The sequence below is a fragment of the Methylobrevis albus genome, assembly GCF_015904235.1.
Lineage (GTDB): Bacteria > Pseudomonadota > Alphaproteobacteria > Rhizobiales > Pleomorphomonadaceae > Methylobrevis_A > Methylobrevis_A albus.
The window spans coordinates 158,407-182,245 of sequence record NZ_JADZLT010000042.1 but is presented as its reverse complement, the minus strand read 5'-3'; the positions used below and the strand labels follow the sequence as shown (position 1 = coordinate 182,245).

Annotated in this window: 23 protein-coding genes and 1 tRNA gene; 12 read left to right on the top strand and 12 right to left on the bottom strand. The window is 70.1% G+C overall.

Features of this window, described 5'->3' with window-relative positions; all coding sequences use genetic code 11:
- Positions 1 to 37: 37 nt before the first annotated feature.
- Complete coding sequence (gene ubiG, locus I5731_RS05925) at positions 38 to 787, top strand: bifunctional 2-polyprenyl-6-hydroxyphenol methylase/3-demethylubiquinol 3-O-methyltransferase UbiG (RefSeq protein ID WP_197310447.1); 750 nt, start codon at positions 38 to 40, stop codon at positions 785 to 787.
- A gap of 217 nt (positions 788 to 1,004) precedes the next feature.
- Here the strand turns inward: ubiG and I5731_RS05920 are convergent, their stop codons facing one another.
- From I5731_RS05920 to I5731_RS05905, 4 genes are all read right to left on the bottom strand, one after another.
- Positions 1,005 to 1,478 (bottom strand): DUF1178 family protein, encoded by a 474-nt coding sequence (locus I5731_RS05920; RefSeq protein ID WP_197310446.1) that lies wholly within the window; start codon positions 1,476 to 1,478, stop codon positions 1,005 to 1,007.
- Positions 1,475 to 2,329 carry a carbon-nitrogen hydrolase family protein gene (locus tag I5731_RS05915; RefSeq protein ID WP_197310445.1) on the bottom strand — a complete coding sequence of 285 codons (855 nt, stop codon included), beginning with the start codon at positions 2,327 to 2,329 and terminating at the stop codon, positions 1,475 to 1,477. The genes I5731_RS05920 and I5731_RS05915 overlap by 4 nt, the downstream gene beginning before the upstream one ends.
- Before the next feature lie 107 nt (positions 2,330 to 2,436).
- Positions 2,437 to 2,691: a glutaredoxin 3 gene (gene grxC / locus I5731_RS05910; RefSeq protein WP_197310444.1), complete on the bottom strand. Its 255-nt coding sequence runs from the start codon at positions 2,689 to 2,691 to the stop codon at positions 2,437 to 2,439.
- A gap of 71 nt (positions 2,692 to 2,762) precedes the next feature.
- Complete coding sequence (locus I5731_RS05905) at positions 2,763 to 3,524, bottom strand: ComF family protein (RefSeq protein WP_197310465.1); 762 nt, start codon at positions 3,522 to 3,524, stop codon at positions 2,763 to 2,765.
- A gap of 228 nt (positions 3,525 to 3,752) precedes the next feature.
- Here I5731_RS05905 and I5731_RS05900 point away from each other — a divergent pair, with 228 nt between their 5' ends.
- Positions 3,753 to 4,655, top strand: a complete 903-nt coding sequence (locus I5731_RS05900; RefSeq protein ID WP_197310443.1) for a methyltransferase domain-containing protein — start codon at positions 3,753 to 3,755, stop codon at positions 4,653 to 4,655.
- A 56-nt stretch (positions 4,656 to 4,711) separates the two neighbouring features.
- On the opposite strand, the gene I5731_RS05895 is transcribed toward I5731_RS05900, so the two are convergent.
- From I5731_RS05895 to I5731_RS05880, 4 genes are all read right to left on the bottom strand, one after another.
- Entirely contained in the window at positions 4,712 to 4,948 is a 237-nt protein-coding gene (locus I5731_RS05895) for a Flp family type IVb pilin (protein WP_197310442.1), read from the bottom strand.
- Positions 4,949 to 4,968: 20 nt separating this feature from the next.
- On the bottom strand, positions 4,969 to 5,367 hold the full coding sequence (locus tag I5731_RS05890) for a (deoxy)nucleoside triphosphate pyrophosphohydrolase (RefSeq protein ID WP_197310441.1): 399 nt from the start codon (positions 5,365 to 5,367) through the stop codon (positions 4,969 to 4,971).
- Positions 5,368 to 5,459: 92 nt separating this feature from the next.
- Positions 5,460 to 6,701, bottom strand: coding sequence for a bifunctional glutamate N-acetyltransferase/amino-acid acetyltransferase ArgJ (argJ, locus tag I5731_RS05885; RefSeq protein WP_197310440.1), 1,242 nt, complete (start codon positions 6,699 to 6,701; stop codon positions 5,460 to 5,462).
- A gap of 117 nt (positions 6,702 to 6,818) precedes the next feature.
- Positions 6,819 to 7,094 carry a hypothetical protein gene (locus tag I5731_RS05880; protein ID WP_197310439.1) on the bottom strand — a complete coding sequence of 92 codons (276 nt, stop codon included), beginning with the start codon at positions 7,092 to 7,094 and terminating at the stop codon, positions 6,819 to 6,821.
- A 121-nt stretch (positions 7,095 to 7,215) separates the two neighbouring features.
- Here I5731_RS05880 and I5731_RS05875 point away from each other — a divergent pair, with 121 nt between their 5' ends.
- Entirely contained in the window at positions 7,216 to 7,845 is a 630-nt protein-coding gene (locus I5731_RS05875; RefSeq protein WP_197310438.1) for a TetR/AcrR family transcriptional regulator, read from the top strand.
- On the opposite strand, the gene aqpZ is transcribed toward I5731_RS05875, so the two are convergent.
- Positions 7,832 to 8,557 carry an aquaporin Z gene (gene aqpZ / locus I5731_RS05870; protein WP_197310437.1) on the bottom strand — a complete coding sequence of 242 codons (726 nt, stop codon included), beginning with the start codon at positions 8,555 to 8,557 and terminating at the stop codon, positions 7,832 to 7,834. The two genes, I5731_RS05875 and aqpZ, sit on opposite strands and share 14 nt — an antisense overlap.
- A 114-nt stretch (positions 8,558 to 8,671) precedes the next feature.
- The gene (locus tag I5731_RS05865; RefSeq protein ID WP_197310436.1) at positions 8,672 to 9,574 is read right to left on the bottom strand and encodes a peptidylprolyl isomerase; all 903 of its coding nucleotides are present in this window, start codon (positions 9,572 to 9,574) and stop codon (positions 8,672 to 8,674) included.
- Positions 9,575 to 9,894: 320 nt separating this feature from the next.
- Between I5731_RS05865 and secA the strand changes: the two genes are divergently transcribed.
- The gene (gene secA / locus I5731_RS05860; protein ID WP_197310435.1) at positions 9,895 to 12,675 is read left to right on the top strand and encodes a preprotein translocase subunit SecA; all 2,781 of its coding nucleotides are present in this window, start codon (positions 9,895 to 9,897) and stop codon (positions 12,673 to 12,675) included.
- Between the two features lie 284 nt (positions 12,676 to 12,959).
- Here the strand turns inward: secA and I5731_RS05855 are convergent.
- Positions 12,960 to 13,036, bottom strand: a tRNA-Arg gene (locus tag I5731_RS05855).
- A gap of 365 nt (positions 13,037 to 13,401) precedes the next feature.
- Here I5731_RS05855 and I5731_RS05850 point away from each other — a divergent pair.
- The 4 genes from I5731_RS05850 to I5731_RS05835 all read left to right on the top strand — a co-directional run bounded on the left by I5731_RS05850 (position 13,402) and on the right by I5731_RS05835 (position 19,298).
- On the top strand, positions 13,402 to 14,160 hold the full coding sequence (locus I5731_RS05850) for a thermonuclease family protein (protein ID WP_197310434.1): 759 nt from the start codon (positions 13,402 to 13,404) through the stop codon (positions 14,158 to 14,160).
- A 143-nt stretch (positions 14,161 to 14,303) separates the two neighbouring features.
- The gene (locus I5731_RS05845) at positions 14,304 to 15,737 is read left to right on the top strand and encodes a M48 family metalloprotease (RefSeq protein ID WP_197310433.1); all 1,434 of its coding nucleotides are present in this window, start codon (positions 14,304 to 14,306) and stop codon (positions 15,735 to 15,737) included.
- A gap of 414 nt (positions 15,738 to 16,151) precedes the next feature.
- A complete protein-coding gene (locus tag I5731_RS05840) occupies positions 16,152 to 17,861 on the top strand; it encodes an MFS transporter (protein WP_235981563.1) in 1,710 nt (569 codons plus the stop codon).
- Positions 17,862 to 18,092: 231 nt separating this feature from the next.
- On the top strand, positions 18,093 to 19,298 hold the full coding sequence (locus tag I5731_RS05835; protein WP_197310432.1) for an argininosuccinate synthase: 1,206 nt from the start codon (positions 18,093 to 18,095) through the stop codon (positions 19,296 to 19,298).
- Between the two features lie 106 nt (positions 19,299 to 19,404).
- On the opposite strand, the gene I5731_RS05830 is transcribed toward I5731_RS05835, so the two are convergent.
- Complete coding sequence (locus I5731_RS05830) at positions 19,405 to 19,938, bottom strand: hypothetical protein (RefSeq protein ID WP_197310431.1); 534 nt, start codon at positions 19,936 to 19,938, stop codon at positions 19,405 to 19,407.
- A 273-nt stretch (positions 19,939 to 20,211) separates the two neighbouring features.
- On the opposite strand from I5731_RS05830, the gene I5731_RS05825 reads away from it, so the two are divergent.
- From I5731_RS05825 to I5731_RS05810, 4 genes are all read left to right on the top strand, one after another.
- The gene (locus I5731_RS05825; protein ID WP_197310430.1) at positions 20,212 to 20,853 is read left to right on the top strand and encodes a LysE family translocator; all 642 of its coding nucleotides are present in this window, start codon (positions 20,212 to 20,214) and stop codon (positions 20,851 to 20,853) included.
- 133 nt (positions 20,854 to 20,986) lie between these two features.
- Positions 20,987 to 22,696: an ArnT family glycosyltransferase gene (locus tag I5731_RS05820; RefSeq protein ID WP_197310429.1), complete on the top strand. Its 1,710-nt coding sequence runs from the start codon at positions 20,987 to 20,989 to the stop codon at positions 22,694 to 22,696.
- Positions 22,697 to 22,699: 3 nt separating this feature from the next.
- Complete coding sequence (locus tag I5731_RS05815) at positions 22,700 to 23,527, top strand: glycosyltransferase family 2 protein (protein WP_197310428.1); 828 nt, start codon at positions 22,700 to 22,702, stop codon at positions 23,525 to 23,527.
- Complete coding sequence (locus I5731_RS05810; protein ID WP_197310427.1) at positions 23,524 to 23,814, top strand: lipid-A-disaccharide synthase N-terminal domain-containing protein; 291 nt, start codon at positions 23,524 to 23,526, stop codon at positions 23,812 to 23,814. The genes I5731_RS05815 and I5731_RS05810 overlap by 4 nt, the downstream gene beginning before the upstream one ends.
- The last annotated feature ends 25 nt before the right edge of the window (positions 23,815 to 23,839 follow it).

Here is a 23,839-nt window from a genome sequence, read left to right as displayed (position 1 = left end):
GCGCCGCCGCCGGCGGCCGGGCGACGAGGAGACAGCGATGCAGGAGACCGCCGCGCGCAGCACCGTCGACGACGCCGAGGTCGCGCGCTTCTCGCGCATGGCGTCGGAATGGTGGAACCCGGCCGGCAAGTTCAAGCCGCTGCACAAGTTCAATCCCGTCCGCCTCGCCTATCTGAAGCGCGAGCTCTCGGGCTGGTTCGGCCGCGACGCCGCCGGGCTGCGCAGCCTCGAGGGCCTCTCGGTGATCGACATCGGCTGCGGCGGCGGCCTGCTTGCCGAGCCGCTCGCCCGGCTCGGCGCCACGGTCACGGGCATCGATCCGTCCGAGGTCAACATCGAGGTGGCGCGGCTGCACGCCGCCCAGTCGGAGCTTTCCATCGACTACCGCGCCGTCACCGCCGAGGCGCTCGCCGCCGAGGGCGCCGCCTTCGACGTCGTGCTCGCGATGGAAGTGGTCGAGCACGTCGCCGACGTGCCGGCCTTCCTCGAGGTCTCGGCCTCGATGGTGAAGCCCGGCGGCCTGATGGTCGTCGCCACCATCAACCGCACGGCGAAGGCCTTCGCGCTCGCCATCGTCGGCGCCGAATACGTGCTCGGCTGGCTGCCGAAGGGCACCCATTCCTACGACCGCCTCGTCCGCCCCGAGGAAATCGAGGGACCGCTGCAGTCCGCCGGCCTCACCCCGCTCGGCCGCCGCGGCGTCACCTTCGACCCGTTCCGCGACCGCTGGCGCGAGGCGGAGGACACCGACGTCAACTACATGGTGCTGGCGGCGAAGCCGCGGTGAGGGCTGGGGTGGGGGGGTGCCGTGTGGCCTCCCCCCTCCCTGTCCCTCCCCCGCTTCGCAGGAGAGGGGACGATGGGCGAGGGGACTTTCGCTAAACGGCGACTGCGCCGAGCCGAAGCGCCAATAGCGCGGACGACTTAGCCTCCTGCGTCCCCTCTCCTGCGAAGCGGGGGAGGGACAGGGAGGGGGAGGCCACACGCCACACCGCCAGCGAGGTTCAATTCCGCTCGTCCGGCAGTACCGGCAGCGGCAGGATGCCGATGCCCTCCTCGATCAGCGCCTTCGCCTCGTCGGCACTCGCCGCGCCGTAGATGCCGCGCTCGGGCGCCTCGCCGTAATGGATCTTGCGGGCTTCTTCCGGAAAATTGCCGCCGACGTTTTCCGCTTCCGCAATCAGCTTCTGCTTCAGCTCGCGCATCGCCGCGATCAGCTCCGCCTGGCGTGGATCGGGCATCGCCACGGGCGCCGGCACCGCCGGCCCCGCCACGGGCATCGGCACCGGCATCGTTGCCGGGCGGTCGTCGTCGTAGACGCGCACCGACGGCGCCATCAGCGCCTTCTCCACCTTCGGCGAGCCGCAGTGGGCGCAGCTCAGGAGGCCGCGCGCGCGCTGGCGGTCGAAATCGTCCGAGGAGCGGAACCAGCCGTCGAAGCCGTGCCCCTCGGCGCAGGCGAGCGCATAGCGGATCATGTCGCCCCCGCCGCCTCGGGCACGGCCGCCGCCATGGTGAACGGCCGCTCGTTGGCGAGCGAGGGCACCCGCCCGCGCACCGCCTTCACCATCTCCGGGTCGAGGTCGGCGACGATGACGCCGGGCTGGTCGTGGTCGGCCTCGGCGATCACCGTGCCCCAGGGGTCGACGATCAGGCTGTGGCCGTAGGTCTCGCGCCCGTCCTCGTGCTTGCCGCCCTGGGCGGCCGAGGCGAGGTAGGCGCCGTTCTCGATCGCCCGCGCCCGCTGCAGGATGTGCCAGTGCGCGCGGCCGGTCTGGGCGGTGAACGCCGCCGGCGCGGTGATCAGGCCGGCGCCGGCCTTCGCCTGCGCCCGGAACAGATAGGGGAAGCGGATGTCGTAGCAGATGGCGAGGCCGGCGGTGAACGGGCCGATCTCGACGGTCACGGCTTCCCCGCCCGGCTGGTAGGTCGCCGATTCGCGCCAGCTCTCGCCGCCGGCGAGATCGACGTCGAACATGTGGATCTTGTCGTAGCGCGAGCGGACCGTCCCGTCGGGACCGATCACGAAGCCGCGGTTCGCCACCTTGCCCGGTCCGACCCGCACGGCGATCGAGCCGAGGTGGATGGTGATGCCGAGTTCGGCCGCCACCGCCTGCATGCGCTGCAGCGTCGGATCCTCGGCCTCGGTGGCGATCTTCTCGAACAGCGCCTGGCGGCTGCGCTCGAGGATGTTGGTCATCTCCGGCGTCTGCACATAGGCGGCGCCCGCCGCGGCCGCCTCGCGGACGAGCGCTTCGGTGACGACGAGATTGTCGAGCGGCGAACGGCCGGTGCAGAGCTGGACGCAGGCGATGCGGAAGGTCGTCATCTGGGTCTCTTTCAAGCAAGGCGCAGGCGCAAGGTCGAGCGGCGCAGGGCCGGGGCCGGACGGATCGCCGGCTCACCGGCGTCCGGGCATCACGGGTGCCGAGTGTCTCAGGCCGCGAGCAGCGCGTCGAGCTTGCCGGCGCGCTCCAGCGCGTGGAGATCGTCGCAGCCGCCCACATGCGTGTCGCCGATGAAGATCTGCGGGAAGGTGGTGCCGCCCGAGCGCTGCATCATCTCGGCGCGCGCCGCCGGCGTCACCGAGGCGTTGTGCTCGGTGAAGGCGACGCCCTTGCGCGTCAGCAGCGCCTTCGCCGCCGCGCAATAGCTGCAGAGATCCCGTGTGTAGATCACGACGTCCGCCATGCGTTCGGTGTCCTCGGAAAGGGCGACGGCGGCCCGGCGCCGCCTGCAATCTCGTCCTGCTGATATAAGCGTCAGCCTCCGTCCGCGACAACCCGCGCGAAGACGAGAACGTCGACCTCGCGCGCCCCGCCGCGCTTCAGCGCCCGGGTTGCCGCCGCGATCGTCGCCCCCGTGGTCAAGACGTCGTCGACCAGCACCACCCGCCGGCCGGCGATCCGCTCGGGCGCCACGACCTTGAAGGCGCCGGCGACGTTGTCGGCCCGGGCGAGCCGGGTGAGGCCGACCTGCTGGCGCGTCGCGCGGACACGGCAAAGCGCGGAGAGGTCGAGCCCGATGCCGGCGCCGCGCGCCACCGCCGCGGCGAGCAGCGCCGACTGGTTGAACCGCCGCCACCACAGCCGCCGGCGGTGCAGCGGCACCGGCACGATGACATCGGCCTCGGCGAGCAACTCCCGCCCGGCGCGCGCCATCATCCGGCCCATGACGCGCGAGAGTTCGATGCGGTCGCGGTATTTCAGGGCATGCACCAGGTCGCGCGCCGCGCCGTCGAACACCGCGACCGCGCGGGCTCTGGCGAAAACCGGCGGCTCGGCGATCGCCGCCGCCGACAGTGTCCCCGGACCGAGATCGAACGGAAACGGCGTGCCGAGCCGCTCGCAATACGGCCGCTCGATCAGCCGGAGGTCGCCCCAGCAGGCGGCGCACAGCCCGGCGTCATCGGCGAGCAGCGTCCGGCACAGCGGACAGGCGGGCGGCAGCGCCAGCCTGGTGAACCGGCCGAGGCCGGCGCCGGCGCGCGCTGCAATCCACGCGAGCGCGGTGGCCCCCCGCATCCGCGGGCCGGCGTCGGCGTCGCCGGGCTCTTCGAGCTCGGCGAGGTCCGGCGTCCCGCCCTCGATGTGCCAGCGCTCCGCCCCCGACATCCCCGGCCCCCGTTCCGAGACGCCCCGAGGATAGCAGCGCCTGACGCGCCGCCGCCAGCGGCTCGGCCGGCACCGGGCGTTTGACGCCGCCCGCCCCCCGGCCGATATAACGCCCCATCAACGGGACATGCGAAGCAGATGACCGACGCCGTACCGCGCCTCTTCGACCGCGCCGCCCTCGCCGCCCGGCGCCGGGCGGTGATCGCCCGGGCCGATCCCGGCGCGGCGTTCCTGGTCGATCTCGTCGCCGACGATCTCGCCGACCGCCTCGCCGCCGTGTCGCGCAGCTTTGCCGATGCCGCGGTGATCGGCGGGCCGACCGACGCCCTCGCCGCCGCCGTCGGCCGCTCCGGCCGCGCCGATGTCGTCTGGCGCGCCGATCTCTTCGCCGCCGGTCCCGCGGGCCGTCATCCCGCCGACCTGGTGCTCGACGACGCCGCCCTGCCCTTTGCGCCCGGCAGCCTCGACCTGATCGTTTCCGGGCTGACGCTGCACTGGGTCGACGACTTGCCCGGCACGCTCATGCAGCTGCGCCGCGCGCTGCGGCCGGACGGGTTGCTGCTCGCGACCCTCGTCGGCGGCGACAGCCTGACGGAACTGCGCGAGGCGATCACCCTGGCCGAGGTGGAGCTCTACGGCGGGGTGAGCCCGCGCGTTGCGCCGATGGCGGAGGTGCGCGATCTCGGCGGCCTGATGCAGCGGGCGGGCTTCGCCCTCCCCGTCGCCGACCAGGACCGGCTGACGCTGCGCTACGCGACGCCGTTCCATCTGATGCGCGACCTGAAGGCGATGGGCGCCGGCAACATCCTCGCCGAGCGCAAGCGCGGCCTGACCGGCGCCAGGCTGATCGCCCGCGCCGCCGAGATCTACGCCGAGCGCTATGCGGACGACGACGGGCGCGTGCCGGCGACGATCACGCTGGTGTCGCTGTCGGGCTGGGCGCCGCACGAGAGCCAGCAGCAGCCGCTCAGGCCCGGCTCGGCGAAGACGCGCCTCGCCGATGCGCTGGGCACGACGGAAGTCAGGCTCAAGGGGGATTGAGGAGAAAGCTGCCCCGCTCGGGGAGGCTGCGACGATCGGCAATACTCGGGCGGCCGTCAGCCGCCCTTGCCCTCGTTGGCGTTCTGCATGGTCGCGGCGAGATCGTCGAACATCATTTCGGAGACGAAGTCGCCGAGCGAGGCCACCGCCAGGATGAAGATGGCGACCATGACCATCAGCATGCCGTACTCGATCGCGACCGTGCCGGAGCGATTGCAGGCGAAGCGACGCACGCGGCCGGCCGCAGCCCTGCCGTGCCCGTCGACGCTGTCTTCGACCCGTCCATTCTTCATGGCCACCGCTTCCTGCAGTGTCACAGCAGATCGAGGAGGTGAGCCACTAAAGGCTCGTCGGCCGGCGGCATCGGGTAATCCCGGAGCTGCTTCGGCCGCACCCACCTCGTCGCCTGGCCTTCCCGGCCGGTGACGAATCCGTCCCATCGACGGCAGACGTAGAGTGGCATCAAAAGATGAAACGTTTCGTAAGCGAAGCTCGCGAAAGTCAGGGGTGCGAGACAGGCGGGCTTCACCGTGATGCCGAGCTCCTCGTGGAGTTCGCGCACCAGCGCGTCCTCCGGCCGCTCGTCCGGATCGACCTTGCCGCCGGGAAATTCCCATAGGCCGGCCAATTGCTTGCCTTCCGGGCGCTGGCTGATCAGCACGCGGTTGTCGACGTCGACGAGGGCGCAGGCGACGACGAGGACGAGCTTCATCAGCGTGGATTCCCGGGGGTCTTGGAAAGGCTGCGGTAACGCTCCGGCGCAACGGCGCCGCAGCGTCCGACGGTGTCGCCGGCCGCCAAGGCTCAGCTGCGGTAGTCGCCGTTGATCGCGACATATTCCTTGGTGAGGTCGCAGGTCCACACCGTCGCCCGGCCCGAGCCGAGGCCGAGGTCGACGCGGATCGGGATGTGCTCGGCCTGCATCGCGGCGGAGGCGGCGGCCTCGGAATAGTCCGGGTCGCGCGCGCCGGCGGCGGCGACGCGGATGTCGCCGAAGGAGATCGTCAGCCGGTCGCGGTCGGCCGGCTCGCCAGCCTTGCCGACCGCCATCACGACGCGGCCCCAGTTGGCATCCTCGCCGGCGACGGCGGTCTTCACCAGCGGCGAGTTCGCGATCGACAGCGCGATCCGCCGCGCCGAGGCGTCCGACGTCGCCCCCATCACCTGCACCTCGATGAACTTGCGCGCGCCCTCGCCGTCCTTGACCACCTGGTGCGCGAGGTCGAGCAGCACCCGGTGGAGGGCGACCGAGAATTCGGTGAGGCGCGGATCGCCGGCCGCATGGATGCGCGGCGCGCCGCGCGCGGCGGCGGTGCCGGTGGCGAACATCAGCAGCGTGTCGCTGGTCGAGGTGTCGCTGTCGACGGTGATCGCGTTGAAGGTGGTGCCGACGGTCGCCGACAGCAGCCCCTGCAGCACCGCCGCGTCGATCGGCGCGTCGGTGAACACGAAGGACAGCATCGTCGCCATGTCGGGCGCGATCATGCCGGCGCCCTTGGCGATGCCGGAGATCACCACCGGCACGCCGCCGACCTCCACCGTGGCGGTGGCGACCTTCGGATAGGTGTCGGTGGTCATGATCGCCCGGGCGGCGTCGATCCACGGCCCGTCGGCGAGCCGCGCCGCGGCCGCGTCGAGCACGCCCTCGAACTTCGTCGGCGCCAGCGGCTCGCCGATGACGCCGGTCGAGGCGAGGAACACCTGGTCTTCGCCGCAGCCCACCGCCCGGGCGGCGATGGCCGCCGTCACCGCGACCGTGTCGCGGCCGGTCTTGCCGGTGAAGGCGTTGGCGTTGCCCGAATTGACGACGAGCGCGCGCGCCGTGCCCGCGCCGAGCTTTTCGCGGCACCACTCGACCGGCGCCGACGGGCACTTCGACTTCGTGAAGACGCCCGCGACCTCGGTGCCCTCGGCGAACGCCATCAGCAGGACGTCGGTGCGGCCCTTGTACTTGATGCCCGCCTCGGCGGTCGCAAAGCGCACGCCCTCCACGACCGGCATGTCGGGAATGGTTTTCGGCGCGAGCGGCGAGACGGCGTGGGACATCGGGGCGTTCCTGTCGGCGACGGCTGGGCCCCCGGTTTGCCCGATGACCGCGACGCGCGCAAGACGGCGCCGCCATTCACGAAACCGGACCGGCTCCGAGGCGCGCTGCGGCTCGGCTCAGCGCTTCGGCGCGGCCGGGTTGATCCAGCCGGCGAAGCGCTGCTGGATCGTCGGGATCAGGCCCCACACCATGATGCCGACCATGATCGGCGCGATCAGCAGCGTGCGCTGCCAGGTCGCCCAGCCGTCGGTCAGCGGCAGGATGACATAGAGGATCAGCGTGATGATCGGATAGACGCCGACGAGGACGAGAGCGGCGAAGCGCGGCCGCGAGAAGCGCGGGCGGGCGGCCTCGGCGGCGGGGCGATCGAGGGATGCAGAAGCGGACGACATCGGAGGCTCCTAACGAAACGGTACGTTCCGTTAAATAGAACGGACCGTTTCGTTTCGTCAATCCCCGTGGTAGGATTTATCTGATCAAGCGCCCGTGATCGCACGGGACCGGAGCTCATGGATGGTGAAAGCAACCCGCGCCGGGCCGGCGCCGGCAAGGCCCGGCCAGGGCGGCGAACGCCAGTCGGTCGGCGCCCGCCGCAGCGTCGCCAGCGAGCAGGCGATCCTCGACGCCGCCGAGGCGCTGCTGCTCGAGAAAGGCTACGCCGGCTTCTCGATCGAGGCGGTGGCGCGGCTGGCGCGGGCCGGCAAGCCGACGATCTATCGCTGGTGGCCGGGCAAGGCCGCCCTGCTGCTCGACGTCTATCACCGCCAGAAGCGCGAGCCGCCTCCCGACGAGACCGCCCCGATCGAGGAAGCACTGGTGCGCTTCCTGCGGCATCTGTTCGATTTCTGGCGCACCGGGCCGGCCGGCGACATCTTCCGCGCCATCGTCGCCGAGGCGCAGTCGGACCCCGACGCCCGCCGCGCCCTCGTCGCCTATCTCGCCGAGCGCCGCGCGGTGTTCACCGCGATGATCGAGCGCCGCCGGGCCCGCGGCGAGACCGAGCTGCCGCCCGACGCCGCCCTGCTGTGGGACAGCCTGATCGGCTTTGCCTGGTGCCGCCTGCTCGCCTTCGATCTCGCCGCCGACGACGGCGAGATCAGGCGCTACGTGCACCAGGTCGCGACCGGCTTCAGGCCGGGGTGAGCCCGCTCGCCGTCGGCGCGACCTGCGCGTCCTTGTCGAGCAGCAGCTTCCAGACGAGGCCGCCGAGCGCGGCGCCAATCAGCGGTGCCACCCAGAACAGCCAGAGCTGGCCGACCGCGCCGGTCTGCGCGAAGAAGGCGACCGCCGTCGAGCGCGCCGGATTGACCGAGGTGTTGGTCACCGGGATCGAGACGAGGTGGATCAGCGTCAGCCCGAGGCCGATGGCGATCGGCGCAAAGCCGGCCGGCACGCCTTTCGACGTCGCGCCGAGAATGATGATCAGGAAAAACGCCGTCAGCACCACCTCGGCGACGAGGCAGGCCAGCAGGCCGAACTTGCCGGGCGACAGCTCGCCGTAGCCGTTGGAGGCAAAGCCGCCCGCGACGAACTCCGGCGCTCCGGAGGCGATGATGTAGAGGACGACCGCCGCGGCGATGCCGCCGAGCACCTGCGCCGCCCAGTAGGGCAGCAGGCTCGCGTAGCTGAACCGCCCCGCGACCGCGAGCCCGAGCGAGACCGCCGGGTTGAAATGCCCGCCCGAAATGCCGCCGACGGCATAGGCCATCGTCAGCACGGTGAGCCCGAAGGCGAGCGCGACGCCCGCAAATCCGATCCCGAGCTCCGGGAAGCCGGCGGCCAGCACGGCGCTGCCGCAGCCGCCGAATACCAGCCAGTAGGTGCCGAAGAACTCGGCTGCGAGTTTCCTGTTCATGGTCCCCATCCCTCTCGGCGCAACGACGCGTTGCGGGATGGTATTAGAACTTCAACCAAGTCACCACATCAATTCCGGCCGGGCGGGCCCATCGCCCGCCCGGCCGGAACCGGATCAGGGCTGCGCGGGCGCGGCAGGATCCGCGGGAGCGGCCGGCGGCACCACGTCGGTCTGCGGCACGTCGGCCTCGCCGAGGCGCTCGATCTCCGCCTCGGCCTTCAGCTGCTCCATCACGCTGCCGAAGGTCTCGCGCGACACCACCTGGCGGACCTGCTCCTTCACTTCCTCGAAGCTCGGCACCGGCTGGGTGCGCTTTTCCTCGACCTTGATGATGTGGAAGCCGAACTGGGTCTTCACCGGCACCTTGTTGTAGCTGCCCGCTTCGAGGTCGAACGCGGCCGCCTCGAACTCCGGCACCATCTGGCCCTTGGTGAAAAAGCCGAGGTCGCCACCATTGGCCTTGGAGCCGTCGAGCGACTTCTCCGCCGCGATCGCCGCGAAATCGCCGCCGGCGTCGAGATCGGCGATGATCGCCTTGGCTTCCTCGTCGGTCTTGACGAGGATGTGGCGTGCGTGGACCTCCTCGGGCGCCTGGTAGCCGGCGACGTCCTTCTGGTAGCGCGCCTGCAGTTCCTCGTCGGTGATGGCGGCCTGCACCTTCTCCTCGACGAAGGCGTTGCGCAGGGCCTGGTTGCGCAGGAACGCCATGCGGCGCTCGAACAGGTCGGTGCCGGCGAGGCCGGCCTTCTCGGCGGCGTCGGCGAGCACGTGCATGTCGATCAGCACATCGACGAGGATGTTCTGCTGCGCGGTCTCGGGAACCTGGCCGAGCTGCTCGGCGAAGGCTTCCTTGGCGAGGTTGACTTCACCGACGGTGATGTCGCGGCCGTTGACGCGGGCCAGCACTTCGGCGTCGTCGGCCAGCGCCAGCGGCGCGGTGCAGGCCAACAGCAGGGCGGCACCGGCGAGCGGCCGAACGAAGCGACCGGCGTGGCCGGCACGGATAAACTGGATCATGAGCCTGCGAATTCCTCTCGAACGGGTCTGAGTTCCACCGGCGACATTCGAGGCCGCCGGCGCGCGCCCCTCACGGCCAACGCGTATAACCCGGCGGCCGCAGCCGAGAAAGCGGCACATTGACTTTAATCGGCACCCAACATATCTCCGGATCGTCTGGCGAGCGCTCAGTCGACTGTCTTCATGCAGCGATCGCTCCAGCCCGCGCTCGACGCCCCGCGCGATCCTCGCAAGATGGACGTCGCATCAACGAATGTTTGCCCGGCGAGGCGCCTCGACATGGACGGCACGCCAGCCGGGTCATGAGGGAAAGGTCCGCCATGGTCGGCCTCGGCGCATTGGCGCGCAAGCTGTTCGGTTCCTCGAACGACCGCCGCGTGAAGTCCTACCGCCCGCGCATCGCCGAAATCGGCGCGCTCGAGCCCGAGATGAAGGCGCTGAGCGATGAACAGCTCAGGGCCCGCACCGACGAGTTCCGTGCGAAGCTCGCCGCCGGCACCAAGATCGACGACCTGCTCGTCCCGGCCTTCGCCACGGTGCGCGAGGCGGGCCGCCGCGTGCTCGGCCAGCGTCACTTCGACGTGCAGCTGATCGGCGGCATGGTCCTCAACGACGGCGGCATCGCCGAGATGAAGACCGGCGAGGGCAAGACCCTCGTCGCGACGCTCGCGACCTACCTCAACGCGCTGCCCGGCAAGGGCGTGCACGTCGTCACCGTCAACGACTACCTCGCCAAGCGCGACTCCGAGTGGATGAGCCGCGTCTACGGCTTCCTCGGCCTCAGCACCGGCGTGATCGTGCACGGCCTCTCCGACGACCAGCGCCGCGCGGCCTATCTCTGCGACATCACCTACGCCACCAACAACGAGCTCGGCTTCGACTATCTGCGCGACAACATGAAGTACGAGCGCGAGCAGATGGTGCAGCGCGGCCACCACTACGCCATCGTCGACGAAGTGGACTCGATCCTCGTCGACGAGGCGCGCACGCCGCTGATCATCTCCGGCCCGCTGGAAGACCGCTCCGACCTCTACGTCACCATCGACAAGTTCATCCCGGCCATCGTCGAGGGCGACTTCGATCTCGACGAGAAGCAGCGCACGGTGATCTTCACCGAGACCGGCACCGAGAAGCTCGAGGGTCTGCTCGGCGCGGCCGGCCTGCTCAAGGGCGCCTCGCTCTACGACATCGAGAACGTCTCGATCGTCCACCACGTCAATCAGGCGCTGCGCGCCCACAAGCTGTTCCAGCGCGACCGCGACTACATCGTCAAGGACGGCGAGGTCGTCATCATCGACGAGTTCACCGGCCGCATGATGCCGGGCCGGCGCTATTCGGACGGCCTGCACCAGGCGCTGGAGGCGAAGGAAGGCGCCCGCATCCAGCCGGAAAACCAGACCTTCGCCTCGATCACGTTCCAGAACTATTTCCGCATGTACGGCAAGCTCTCCGGCATGACGGGCACCGCGGCGACCGAAGCCGACGAGTTCATGGACATCTACGGCCTCGAGGTCATCGAGATCCCGACCAACCTGCCGGTCTCGCGCATCGACGACGACGACGAGGTCTACCGGTCGGTGCCGGAGAAGTTCACCGCCATCGTCGAGACGATCCGCGACTGCAAGTCGCGCGGCCAGCCGGTGCTGGTCGGCACCACGTCGATCGAGAAGTCCGAGACGCTCGCCACCATGCTGAAGAGCCACGGCTTCAAGCAGCAGGACTTCGGCGTCCTCTTCGACGGTGACGACGGCTCGACCAGCGAGATGGTGTTCCAGGTGCTGAACGCCCGCTACCACGAGCAGGAAGCCTACATCATCAGCCAGGCCGGCGTGCCGGGCGCCGTCACCATCGCCACCAACATGGCCGGCCGCGGCACCGACATCCAGCTCGGCGGCAACGCCGACATGCGCATCGAGCGCGAGCTCGGCGACATGCCGGCCGGGCCCGAGCGCGACGCCGCCGAAACCAAGATCCGCGCCGACATCGCTCGCCTGAAGCAGAAGGCCCTCGACGCCGGCGGCCTGTTCGTCATCGGCACCGAGCGCCACGAGAGCCGCCGCATCGACAACCAGCTGCGCGGCCGCTCCGGCCGCCAGGGCGACCCCGGCCACAGCCGCTTCTACCTGTCGCTGCAGGACGACCTGATGCGCATCTTCGGCTCCGACCGCATGGACGGCATGCTGCAGAAGCTCGGCCTGAAGGAGGGCGAGGCGATCGTCCATCCGTGGATCAACAAGGCCCTGGAAAAAGCGCAGCAGAAGGTCGAGGCGCGCAACTTCGACATCCGCAAGAACCTGCTGAAATACGACGACGTGATGAACGACCAGCGCAAGGTGATCTTCGAGCAGAGGATCGAGCTGATGTCGGAGGAGACGGTCGAGGAGACCGTCCGCGACATGCGCCACGACGTCATCGCCGACCTCGTCGCCCGCCACATCCCCCAGAACGCCTACGCCGAGCAGTGGAACACCGAGGGCCTCACGGCCGAGGTGCAGCAGTATCTCAACCTCGACCTGCCGATCACCGACTGGGCGAAGGAAGAGGGCATCGCTGACGAGGAGATCCGCGAGCGCCTGATGACGGCCGCCGACGAGGCCTTCGCCGCGCGTGAGGCACGCACCTCGCCCGAGCTGATGCGCCACATCGAGAAGGCGATCCTGCTGCAGACGCTGGACCACCTCTGGCGCGAACACCTCGCGGCGCTCGACCACCTGCGTTCGGTGATCGGCTTCCGCGGCTACGCCCAGCGCGACCCGCTGAGCGAATACCGCACCGAGGCCTTCACCCTGTTCGAGACGCTGCTGGCCACCTTGCGCCAGATCGTCACCGGCCAGCTGATGCGGGTGGAGCTCGCCGAGCGCCAGCCCGAGCCGCAGGTGCCCGAGCGCATCCAGGCGAGCCACATCGACCCCGCCACCGGCGAGGACGAAATGGCGCTGGCCGATCAGGCGGTGCTCACGGCGCAGTTCTCCGGCTCGAACCCCGTCGCCACCGCCCGCGACCCAGAGAACCCCGCCACCTGGGGCGCCGTCGGCCGCAACGAAGCCTGCCCCTGCGGGTCGGGCAAGAAGTTCAAGCACTGCCACGGCCAGTACGCGTAAGCGGACCGGCGGTTGGGTCGGGCGAAGTTCATCGAGGCTGCGTCGGTGCTTCGTCGGTGCTTGGTCGTGGGGCTCACCCCTCTCCTGCCCCTCCCCCACAAGGGGGGAGGGGACGAGCGGGCCGATGCCTGCGGCTCAAGTCAGGCTTCGCGAATCGGGGATCGGCCCGGGTCAGCTCCCAGCTTCCCCCTGAGGGTCCCCTCCCCCCTTGTGGGGGAGGGACAGGGAGAGGGGTAAGGCCACACGCGCCGGCTTACCAGCCGCGCCCGCGCGCTGCCCGAAACTGGCCTCCCGGAAGGGATTCGAACCCCTGACCTACGGTTTAGGAAACCGTTGCTCTATCCTGCTGAGCTACCGGGAGCCGCCATGCTCCGTCGCCGTCCGGCCGGTGGCACGGGCGGCGCGACTTCGGGTCGTGGGCCGCGCCGGGTCAATCCCGCCAGCGATCGTCACGACCGTGCCGCTCCTCAGGAACGGTTCTTTCCCTTAGCATACCGCATCGGCATTGACAGCCCCGCCGGACGCCTTCGCCCCAGAGGGCGCGATGTCGCCGCGCGCCGTCGTTGCTGCAATGCAACACTCGGCCGTGATACGCTACGTCGAAAGCGGGGCACCGGGGTGACGTTCTGCCCGGACCGGCGGAATCCCGCCGGTCCGGGCGGGATCCTGAGGGAGGGCGCGATGGCCTGTCGCGGGCAGCGGCGCGGGGTGAGGTCGGTGGCGGGGGTGCTGGCGCTCGGCGCCGCGCTCGCCAGCGCCGGGTCCGCCAGCGCCGCCATGCCGGACTGCGGACGGGCCGAAACCGTCACCGGCCGTGTCAGCCGGGTGGAACCGGGGCCGGTGCTCGGCGTTGACCTCGGTGCGGACATGCTGCGCGTGCGGCCCGCGGGTCTCGTGATCCCGCAGGACCTGCCCGCGGCGGACGCGATCCTCGCTGACATGGTGGGACGGGACGTGGTGGTCGGCGTCATGGCCGGCCGGCGCGATCGGCGCGGCCGGGTGATGGGCCATGTCGCGACCGCGGACGGCGTCTGGCTCCAGACGCGCCTGCTGGACGCGGGCACGGCGCTGCGCGGCACCGGCGTTGACGATGCCGACTGCGCCGCAGCGCTCGCCGCGGCGGAAACCGCGGCACGGCAGGCACGGCGGGGGCTTTGGGCGGAGGCGAGCGCGGTGCGCGCGGCGAATGCCGCAGATCTCCTCGATTTCGCTCCGAATTTCGCCATTGTCAGCGGCGAAGTGATGTCGGTCGGGTCTGCCGGCGGCCGGTTCTACCTGAACTTCGGGCGGGACTGGTCACGCGACATGACCGCGACGCTGACGCGCGAGGCGGCCGCGGCCTTCGTCCGTGGGACCGGCGCGCTTCGGCCGGCGCTGGAGGCCCGCCTCGTCGGGCGCGAGATCGAGGTGCGGGGCTGGCTGACGCGGCGCGACGGTCCCTATATGGAAGTGACCGACGCCGACGCGATCGTGTTGCCGCCGTGAGGCGGCGCCCGTGCTAACGGGTGACGGTGGGATCGGGACGGGTTCGGCGCCGGTGGTGGCGCAGGCGGGTGGAGAGACGGACAGAAATGGCGAGGACGGCGCTTCGGGCGGCCAACGGATCGGGAGCGCTGCTGCGACTTGGCATGGCCATGGCGGCGATGCTGCTCGTCGGCGGCTGCGTCTCCTCGCTGACCGGCACCGAGCCGGAGATGCCGCTGATGCCCGAGCCCGTGCGCGCCGAGCAGAAGGCCGACCCGCGCGAGGTGGCGATCGCCGAGCAGGAACACCCGAAGATCCTCGCCGCCTATGGTGGCACCTATAACGACCCGGCGGCCGAACTCGCGATCGCCCGCGCCGTGGGGCGCATCGTCGCGGCGAGCGACGAGCCCGGCCGCAGCTACCGCGTCACCATCCTGAATTCGCCGACCGTCAACGCCTTCGCGCTGCCCGGCGGCTATGTCTACGTCACCCGCGGCCTGCTGGCGCTCGCCGTCGACACCTCCGAGGTCGCGGCGGTGATCGCGCACGAGATGGCCCACGTCACCGCCCGCCACGCCTTCGCCCGCCAGGAGCGCGCTGCCGCCGCCGCGGTCGCGAGCCGCGTGGTGCAGGACGTGGTGCAGGATCCGGCGGTGCAGCGCCTCGCGCTCGCCTCCAGCCAGCTCTCGCTCGCCCGCTTCTCGCAGATCCAGGAACTGCAGGCCGACGAGATCGGCATCCGCACGCTCGCGAAAGCCGGTTACGACCCGCTCGCCGCCGCGCGCTTCCTGCGCACCATGTCGGCCTTCGCCGTCTACAAGACCGCCGTGCCGAACGAGCCAAACGACGTCGACTTCCTCTCCTCGCACCCCTCGACGCCCGAGCGCCTGCAGCAGGCGATCGCGACCGCGCAGGCGACCGGCGCCCGCGACGGCGAGCGCGACCGCGAAGCCTATCTCGAGCGTCTCGACGGGCTGATGTACGGCGACGACCCCGAGGAGGGCTTCGTGCGCGGCCGGCAGTTCCTGCACGCCAAGCTCGGGCTCGGCTTCGAGGTTCCGGCCGGCTACATGCTGGAGAACACGGCGAAGGCCGTGCTCGCCACCTCGCCGAGCGGCACCGCGCTGCGCTTCGACGGCGCCGACGTGCCGCGCGGCTCCGACCTCGTGCAGTATCTGCAGTCGGGCTGGATCAACGGCCTGCAGGACGGCAGCATCCGCACCCTGTCGCTGAACGGCCTGCCGGCCGCCGTCGCCTCGGCGGTGACGCGCGGCTACAGCTACCGCATCGGCGTGGTGCGCTTCGGCGACGCCACCTTCCGCTTCCTGTTCGCGACCCGCTCGCCGGGCCCCGCCTTCGAGGCCGAGTTCGAATCGACGCTGCGCAGCTTCCGGCCGCTCACGGCCGACGAGCAGCTGGGGCTGAAGCCTTTGCGGCTACAGATCGTCACGGCCCGCCGCGGCGACACCGCCGCGATGTTCGCGCGGCGCATGGGCTTCATGGACCGGCCCGAACAGCTCTTCCGTGTCCTCAACGGCCTCGCCCCCGGCGAGGAGCCGGTCGCCGGCCAGCGCGTCAAGCTCGTCTCCGAGAGCTGAGCGCGGCCGGCCGGCCCGGCGCCGGCAGCCCGGCCCCGCATCCCCCTCCACCCCTACCCTGTTAGACGAAGTGACGACTGGCCTTCGGCCGGCACTTCGCCATAAGCCTTTGTTCAGGATTTCGGCGATCGCGACCAGAGCGTGCGACGGAGCATCTGTCGCCGGGGGAGGAGCCCGGTAGTCGCGCTGCGGTCGATGGGTCGATGTCCACGGGAGCTAAGGCAGTAGACGGGGATCATGACGACGGTGGCCGCCACGGCGGTTTCAGCCGACGCCATTCATTTGTCCGCGCACTCAATCGATTGAAGCCGCCCTGCGCGGCGAGGTCGGTGGAGGCGGGACGAGCAGGGATCCCCGCCGAAACCTCCGCGTACCGTGCGCCGAAAGCCGCGCAACAAAGTGGAGGAGACGAAAATGACCATGGCCTCGACGGCCGCCGGCGCCCCGCCGCGGCCGATGTCGAAAGAGGAGCGCAAGGTCATCCTTGCCTCGTCACTCGGAACGGTTTTCGAGTGGTATGACTTCTATCTCTACGGCTCGCTGGCCGTGATGATCGGCGCGCAGTTCTTCTCGGCCTTCCCGGAAGCGACGCGCAACATCTTCGCCCTGCTCGCCTTCGCGGCAGGCTTCCTCGTGCGTCCGTTCGGCGCGCTGGTGTTCGGCCGGCTCGGCGATCTCGTCGGCCGCAAGTACACCTTCCTCGTCACCATCGTCATCATGGGCGTCTCGACGTTCCTCGTCGGCCTGCTCCCGAACTACGACACCATCGGTGCCGCCGCCCCGATCATCCTGATCGCGCTGCGCATGCTGCAGGGCCTCGCCCTCGGTGGCGAGTACGGCGGCGCGGCGACCTACGTCGCCGAGCACGCGCCGAACGGCCGTCGCGGCTTCTACACCGCCTTCATTCAGACCACGGCGACGCTCGGCCTGTTCCTGTCGCTGGTCGTCATCCTGACGGTTCGCCTGACGCTCGGCGAAGAAGCCTTCATGGCCTGGGGCTGGCGTATTCCGTTCCTGCTCTCGGTCGTCCTGCTCGGCATCTCGGTGTGGATCCGCATGCAGATGCAGGAGAGCCCGGCCTTCAAGAAGATGAAGGAAGAGGGCACGCAGTCGAAGGCGCCGCTTTCCGAGGCCTTCGGCCAGTGGAAGAACGCCAAGATCGCCCTGCTCGCGCTGTTCGGCCTCGTCGCCGGCCAGGCCGTCGTCTGGTACACGGGCCAGTTCTACGCCCTGTTCTTCCTGCAATCGATCCTGAAGATCGACCTCTTCACGGCGAACGTCCTGATCGCCCTGTCGCTGATCCTCGGCACCGGTGGCTTCCTGTTCTTCGGCAGCCTGTCGGACAAGATCGGCCGCAAGCCGGTCATCCTCGCCGGCTGCGTCATCGCGGCGCTGACCTACTTCCCGCTGTTCGGCGCCCTCGTCGACTACGGCAATCCGAAGCTCGCCCGGGCTCTCGACAATGTCGTCGTGCAGGTGGTCGCCGATCCGGCCGACTGCGGCTCGCTGTTCAACCCGACCGCGACCCGCAAGTTCACCTCGTCCTGCGACATCGCCCGTGACGTGCTCGCCAAGGCGGCGGTGCGCTACGAGACGGTGGCCGGCCCGGCCGGCCAGCCGGCGCAGATCACGGTGAACGGCACGCCGATCACCTCCTACGACCTGACCACGATCCCGGCCGAAGCCGTCAAGGACACCCAGACCGCCTTCACCAAGGCCGTCTCGGGCGCCCTCGTCACCGCCGGCTATCCGGCGGCGGGCGATCCGGAAATCGCGCGGATCGACGAGTTCGGTGATCTCTTCACCGGCAACATCGTGATGATCGTCCTCGTGCTGACCGTCCTCGTGCTCTACGTCACGATGGTGTACGGCCCGATCGCGGCGGCGCTGGTCGAACTCTTCCCGACCCGTATCCGCTACACCTCGATGTCGCTGCCCTACCACATCGGCAACGGCTGGTTCGGTGGCCTGCTGCCCGCCATCTCGTTCGCGATGGTGGCCCAGACCGGCGACATCTTCTACGGCCTCTGGTACCCGATCGTGATCGCCCTCGCGACCGCCGTCATCGGCTTCCTGTTCGTGCCGGAGACGAAGCACCGCGACATCAACACCTACGATCACTGATCGAGGTTTTTCGCCGGGCCCGTCGACGGGCCCGGCGCCCCGACACTTCCGAAGCGCCCGCCGGACCTCCGGCGGGCGTTTTCGTTCCGGGCGGCCCCGGCGTGCGGCCCGGCGGCGGATTTCCGCGGCCGGACGCTGCCAGCCCGTTGCATCGCCGGCGTGAATTGCCTATCCCCAAGCCCAAGCGATAAGGCCCATCCGCGCCGCGCGCGGTCGATCTCCGGAGTTCCCATGTCCGACGTCAAGAAGGTGGTGCTCGCCTATTCGGGCGGCCTCGACACCTCGATCATCCTGAAGTGGCTGCAGACCGAGATGGGCGCGGAGGTGGTGACCTTCACCGCCGACCTCGGCCAGGGCGAGGAACTGGAGCCGGCCCGCAAGAAGGCCGAGATGCTCGGCGTCAAGGAGATCTACATCGAGGACGTGCGCGAGGAATTCGTCGCCGACTTCGTGTTCCCGATGTTCCGCGCCAACGCCGTCTACGAGGGCGTCTACCTGCTCGGCACCTCGATCGCCCGGCCGCTGATCTCCAAGCACCTCGTCGAGATCGCGAAGAAGACCGGCGCCGACGCCATCGCCCACGGCGCCACCGGCAAGGGCAACGACCAGGTCCGCTTCGAGCTCTCCGCCTATGCGCTGAACCCTGACATCAAGATCGTCGCGCCGTGGCGCACCTGGGACTTCAAGAGCCGCACCGACCTGATCGATTTTGCCGAGAAGCACCAGATCCCGGTGGCGAAGGACAAGAAGGGCGAGGCGCCGTTCTCGGTCGACGCCAACCTGCTGCACTCCTCGTCGGAAGGAAAGGTGCTGGAAGACCCGGCCGTCGAGGCGCCGAACTACGTCTACATGCGCACCATTTCGCCCGAAGAGGCCCCCGACACCCCGACCGTGGTCGAGGTCGGCTTCGAGAAGGGCGACGCCGTGTCGATCGACGGCGTCCGCCTGTCGCCGGCGACACTGCTCGCAAAGCTCAACCAGCTCGGCCGCGACAACGGCATCGGCCGCCTCGACCTCGTCGAGAACCGCTTCGTCGGCATGAAGAGCCGCGGCATCTACGAGACGCCGGGCGGCACCATCCTGCTCACCGCGCACCGGGCGATCGAATCGATCACCCTCGACCGCGGCGCCGCGCACCTGAAAGACGAGCTGATGCCGCGCTATGCGGAACTCATCTATTACGGCTTCTGGTTCTCGCCCGAGCGCCTGATGCTGCAGGCCGCGATCGACCGCAGCCAGGAGCACGTCGAGGGCACCGTCCGCCTCAAGCTCTACAAGGGCAACGTGATGGTGATCGGCCGCGAGAGCGACAAGTCGCTCTACTCCAACAGCCTCGTCACCTTCGAGGACGACCAGGGCGCCTACGACCAGAAGGACGCGCAAGGCTTCATCAAGCTGAACGCGCTCAGACTGAGGACGCTGGCGAAGCGGGGGTGAGCGGCACGAGGGCTGGCTCCGATCGGAAAGACCGGATGACCTGTGTCATCCGGATTTTCGGATCGCAACGTCAGCTAATCCGGATCGGCTTTCCGAGCGGCAGGGGTCAATCGTAGCGGAAGATCGTCAGCCGGGCATGACCGTAAAAGCCCACCGAGATGAACCGGCCGTCTTCAGGATCCATCTGCGGCATCTCAGCCTCGAAGCACTCCTCGGCGTCGTCGTTCGGATTTTCTGAATAGATTACATCGAATTTATCCCCTCGAGGCTTTCTGTCGCTATCGATAGAGACATAAACGACCCTGGAGACCAGGTTGCAACGCGGATTATCATACGCTCTGACTAATTTTTTCGTTCGAAAGCAGACCGAGATATTCTGGCCGTAAGTGCTGTAGACGTTGTTCTCCGAGTTCAACATGAAGTAGCACCCGGATGATCGGCAGAACGCCTCGACATTGAGATTGGGCGGCAGAACCGAGGCTAGGCCCGCGACAGATTCGGGGCCGCGTATCCGCTTGCAGGTTTCGGCGGCCATCGCGTCGGAGACGACTGCGATGCTGCAGGTCATGACGATGGCCGATAGCAGCGTAGCTGGCGCGAGCGATCGAACCCTGCCGCGCCCCTTGCTCGCGTTCCTCATAAACGTGCGCTCCAGATCGAGTTTGGCGATGGACGCGGTTAGGACTGCCCCTGACAGCCCGAGACCAACTTTTCCAGATTGCGGGGCAGCATATCCGTGTCCCAAGGTGCCGACTGGCTTCGCGTTCCTGGCTCTGCCTCAGTCCCGCAAGCACTGTTGGTGAGAAGTCTCTCCAGCGTTGACAACAGCGACCACTGACCCGAGTCCAGCGTCCGGGGTGATCTTGCCCAGACCGCAGTTCAGCCCACGTACCCTCCCCCGGAATCCCACCCCATGCCCCTCGCCCTCTACGCCTCCGCCTTCCTCGCTGCCTTCCTCTACGTCGTCATCCCCGGCCCTGCCTTCCTCGCCCTGCTCGGCATCGGTGCCGGGCAGGGGCGGCGGGCGGGGGCGGCGTTCATGGTGGGGCATTTTGCCGGGGATATCCTGTGGACCTCGCTCGCCCTCATCGCGATCGTCGGGGCGCATGTGATCGGCGAGACGGTGTTCGACGTGCTCGGCGCGCTCTGCGGCCTCTATCTCGGCTGGATCGGCTGGAGCGCGCTCACCGCGCGCCGCCGCGCGGCCGGGGAGCCGCTGCTCATGGTCGCCCGGCCTCTCCGTCGCGGCCTCGTCTTCGGCCTCACCAACCCGAAGGGTTATCCGGTGGCGCTCGCGACCTTCACTGCGCTGATCGGCGGCGCGGCAACCTCGCTCGATTTCCTCAGCCTGCCGCCGCTGCTCGCCGTGGCGATCGCCGGCTTCGTCGCCGGCTACCTCGTGCTGATCGCGGTGATCGGCGCGCCGCTGGTGCGCCGCTTCTACCGGGCGCACGAACTCGCCATCGTCCGCGCCTCGGGCCTGCTCTTCATCGGCTTCGCCGTGCAGGCACTCTGGCACGCCGCGCCCGGCCTGCTCGGCCTCCGCCGCGCCTGAGGCCGGCGGGATCTCACGCTAGACAGCCGTTCGACAGCCTTCCGTCATCCGCGCGCAATCTCCGTGGTGGATGTAATCGCCGAAGCAGGTGGTGCCGGCCTTGGCATCGCGCCACCGCCCGGGGATCCTCGCGATGGCTGTCGATACGATTGCGGCGCCGACGTCCGATCGGCTCGACAAGCTCTGGCGGTCGCTGCTCGCCAGCCACCGCCGCGCAGCCGCCGCGATCGTGCTCTTCGCCCTCGTCTGCGTCCTGCCCGGCTTCTTCACCATCCCGCCCGTCGACCGCGATGAGGCCCGCTTCGCGCAGACCTCGCGCCAGATGGTCGAGACCGGCGACCTCGTCGACCTGCATTTCCTCGACGGCCACCGCTACAAGAAGCCGATCGGCATCTACTGGCTGCAGGCCGGCGCGGCGGTGCTGTCCGGCGCCGGCGCCGATGCGCCGATCGCCATCTACCGGCTGCCCTCGCTCGCCGGCGCGCTCGCCGCGGCCCTCCTCACCTATGCCGCCGGCTGCGTGCTGTTCGGCCGCGCCGCCGGCCTGCTCGCCGCCCTCTTCATGGCCGGCTCGGTTATCCTCGGCGTCGAGGCGCGCCTCGCAAAAACCGACGCGGTGCTGCTGGCGCTGACGCTCGGCTGCCAGATCGCCCTTGCCCGCATCTATCTCCGCCGCGCCGACGAACCGGCCGCCCCGGCCGTCGCCGTCTACGGCTTCTGGCTGGCGCTCGCCGCGGCGATCCTGGTCAAGGGCCCGATCGCGCCGCTGGTCGCCGGCCTCACCCTCGCCGCCCTCGCCATCGCCGACCGCGACGCGCGCTGGCTCGCCCGGCTCAGGCCGATCACCGGCCTCGCCATCGTCGTCGCCGTCGTCGCGCCTTGGCTCACCGCGATCACGCTGCTCTCCGACGGCGCCTTCTGGGGCGCCTCGGTCGGCCAGGATCTCGCCGGCAAGATCGCGGCGGGGCAAGAATCGCACGGCGCGCCGCCCGGCACCCATCTCGCGGTGTTCTTCGCCATCGCCTGGCCGGGCGCCGCCTTCGCGCTCGCCGCAGCCCCCGCCGTCTGGCGCGCGCGGCACGAGCCCGCGGTGCGCTTCTGCCTCGCCTGGATCGTGCCCGGTTGGCTGGTGTTCGAGGCGGTCACGACCAAGCTGCCGCACTATACGCTGCCGTTCTATCCGGCGATCGCACTGCTCACGGCGGCGATGGCCGTGCGCGGCGCGGTCGCGGGCGGCCGTCTGCTGCGCGGCGGGCTGCTGCTCTCCGTGGCGATCGCCGTCGCGCTCGCCATCGCCGCCGCCGGCGCGCTGCTGCATTTCGGCGATGCCGGCCCGGTGACGGCGGCAGCCCTCGTCGCGGTCGTCGCCGCCGCCGCGGTGCCCGCCGCGATCGCAGCATCGCGCGGAACCCTGCCGCAGGCGGCCGTCGCCCTGCTCGGCCTTGCCGCCGTGCTCTATGCCGCCGTGCTCGGTATCGCGGCACCGACGCTTCAGACGCTGTTCCCCGCCCCGCGCATCGCTGCCGCCGTGGCGGGCAGCGCTCCCTGCCCGGCACCCCGGGTGGCGGTCGCCGGCTACGCCGAGCCCGGCCTCGTCTTCGCGCTCGGCTCAAACGTGCGCCTCACCGACGGCGCCGGCGCCGCAAGCCTGCTCGCCGCCGACCCCGCCTGCGCCGTCGCCGTCGTCGAGGCCCGCGCCCGCGCGGCGTTCGAGGCCGCGCTGGCCGCCGCCGGCACCGCGGTCACCACCCGCGCCACCGTCACCGGCACCGCCATCGGCAACGGCCGGCGCATTTCCACCGACATCGTCGTCGCGGCCCCCGCGACAGAACAGGGCGGCTGACCCATGCACGCTGACGACTTCGACCCCGCCCTACCCGCGGTCTCCGTCCTGATCCCGGCGCGCAACGAAGCCGGCGCGCTGCCGGCGCTGATCGCCGAGATCCACGCCGTGCTGGCCGCGACCCCGCACGAGATCGTCGTGATCGACGACGGCAGCGACGACGACACCGCCGCCGTCCTCGCCCGCCTCGCCGCCGGCGACCCCGCGCTGGTCCGCCGGCACCATCGCCAGTCCCAGGGCAAGAGCGCCGCGATGATGTCCGGCGCGCATGCGGCGCGCGGCGCCATCCTGCTGATGGTGGACGGCGACGGGCAGAACGATCCGCGCTTCCTGCCGGCGCTGCTCGCCCCGCTCGCCGACCAGGGCACCGGCCTCGTCGCCGGCCAGCGCACCGAGCGCAACTCGACCTATGCGAAGAAGATCGCCTCGCGCATCGCCAACCGCGTCCGCGGCGCCCTGCTCGCCGACGGCACCCGCGACACGGCCTGCGGCCTGAAGGCCGTGCGCCGCGACCTCTATCTCGCCCTGCCCTACTTCGAGACCATGCACCGTTTCCTGCCGGCGCTGGTGCTGGCGGAAGGCTGGCGCATCGCCCACGTCGACGTCGTCGACCGGCCGCGCGTGCACGGCGTCTCGAAATACGGCCTGTTCGACCGGCTCGCCGTCGGCGTGCCCGATCTCTTCGGCGTCGCCTGGCTGATCCGCCGCCGCCGGCGTCGCCCGCCGGTCCTCGCCGCGGCGCCCCCGGCCGGCAGCACGATCATCGCCCCGGCCACCCTCCCGTCCGCCGCCGCGCCGGCGGCCGCTTTCGTAACGGAGCCCCGTTCATGAGCCCCGCCACCCTCTGGCTCGCCGTCGGCTTTCTCGGCCAGGCGCTGTTCTCGGCCCGCTTCATCGTGCAGTGGATCGCCAGCGAGCGCGTCGGCCGCAGCATCATCCCGGCGGCGTTCTGGTTCTTCTCGATCGGCGGCGGCGCGACGCTGCTCGCCTATGCGATCTACCGGCAGGATCCCGTGTTCATCGCCGGCCAGTCGGCGGGCCTGCTGATCTATGCCCGCAACGTCTACTTCGTGCTGCGCGAACGCCGCCGCGACGACGCGGTGCCGCAGCCGGCCTGATCTGCGCCGGCGACGGCGTGCGGAA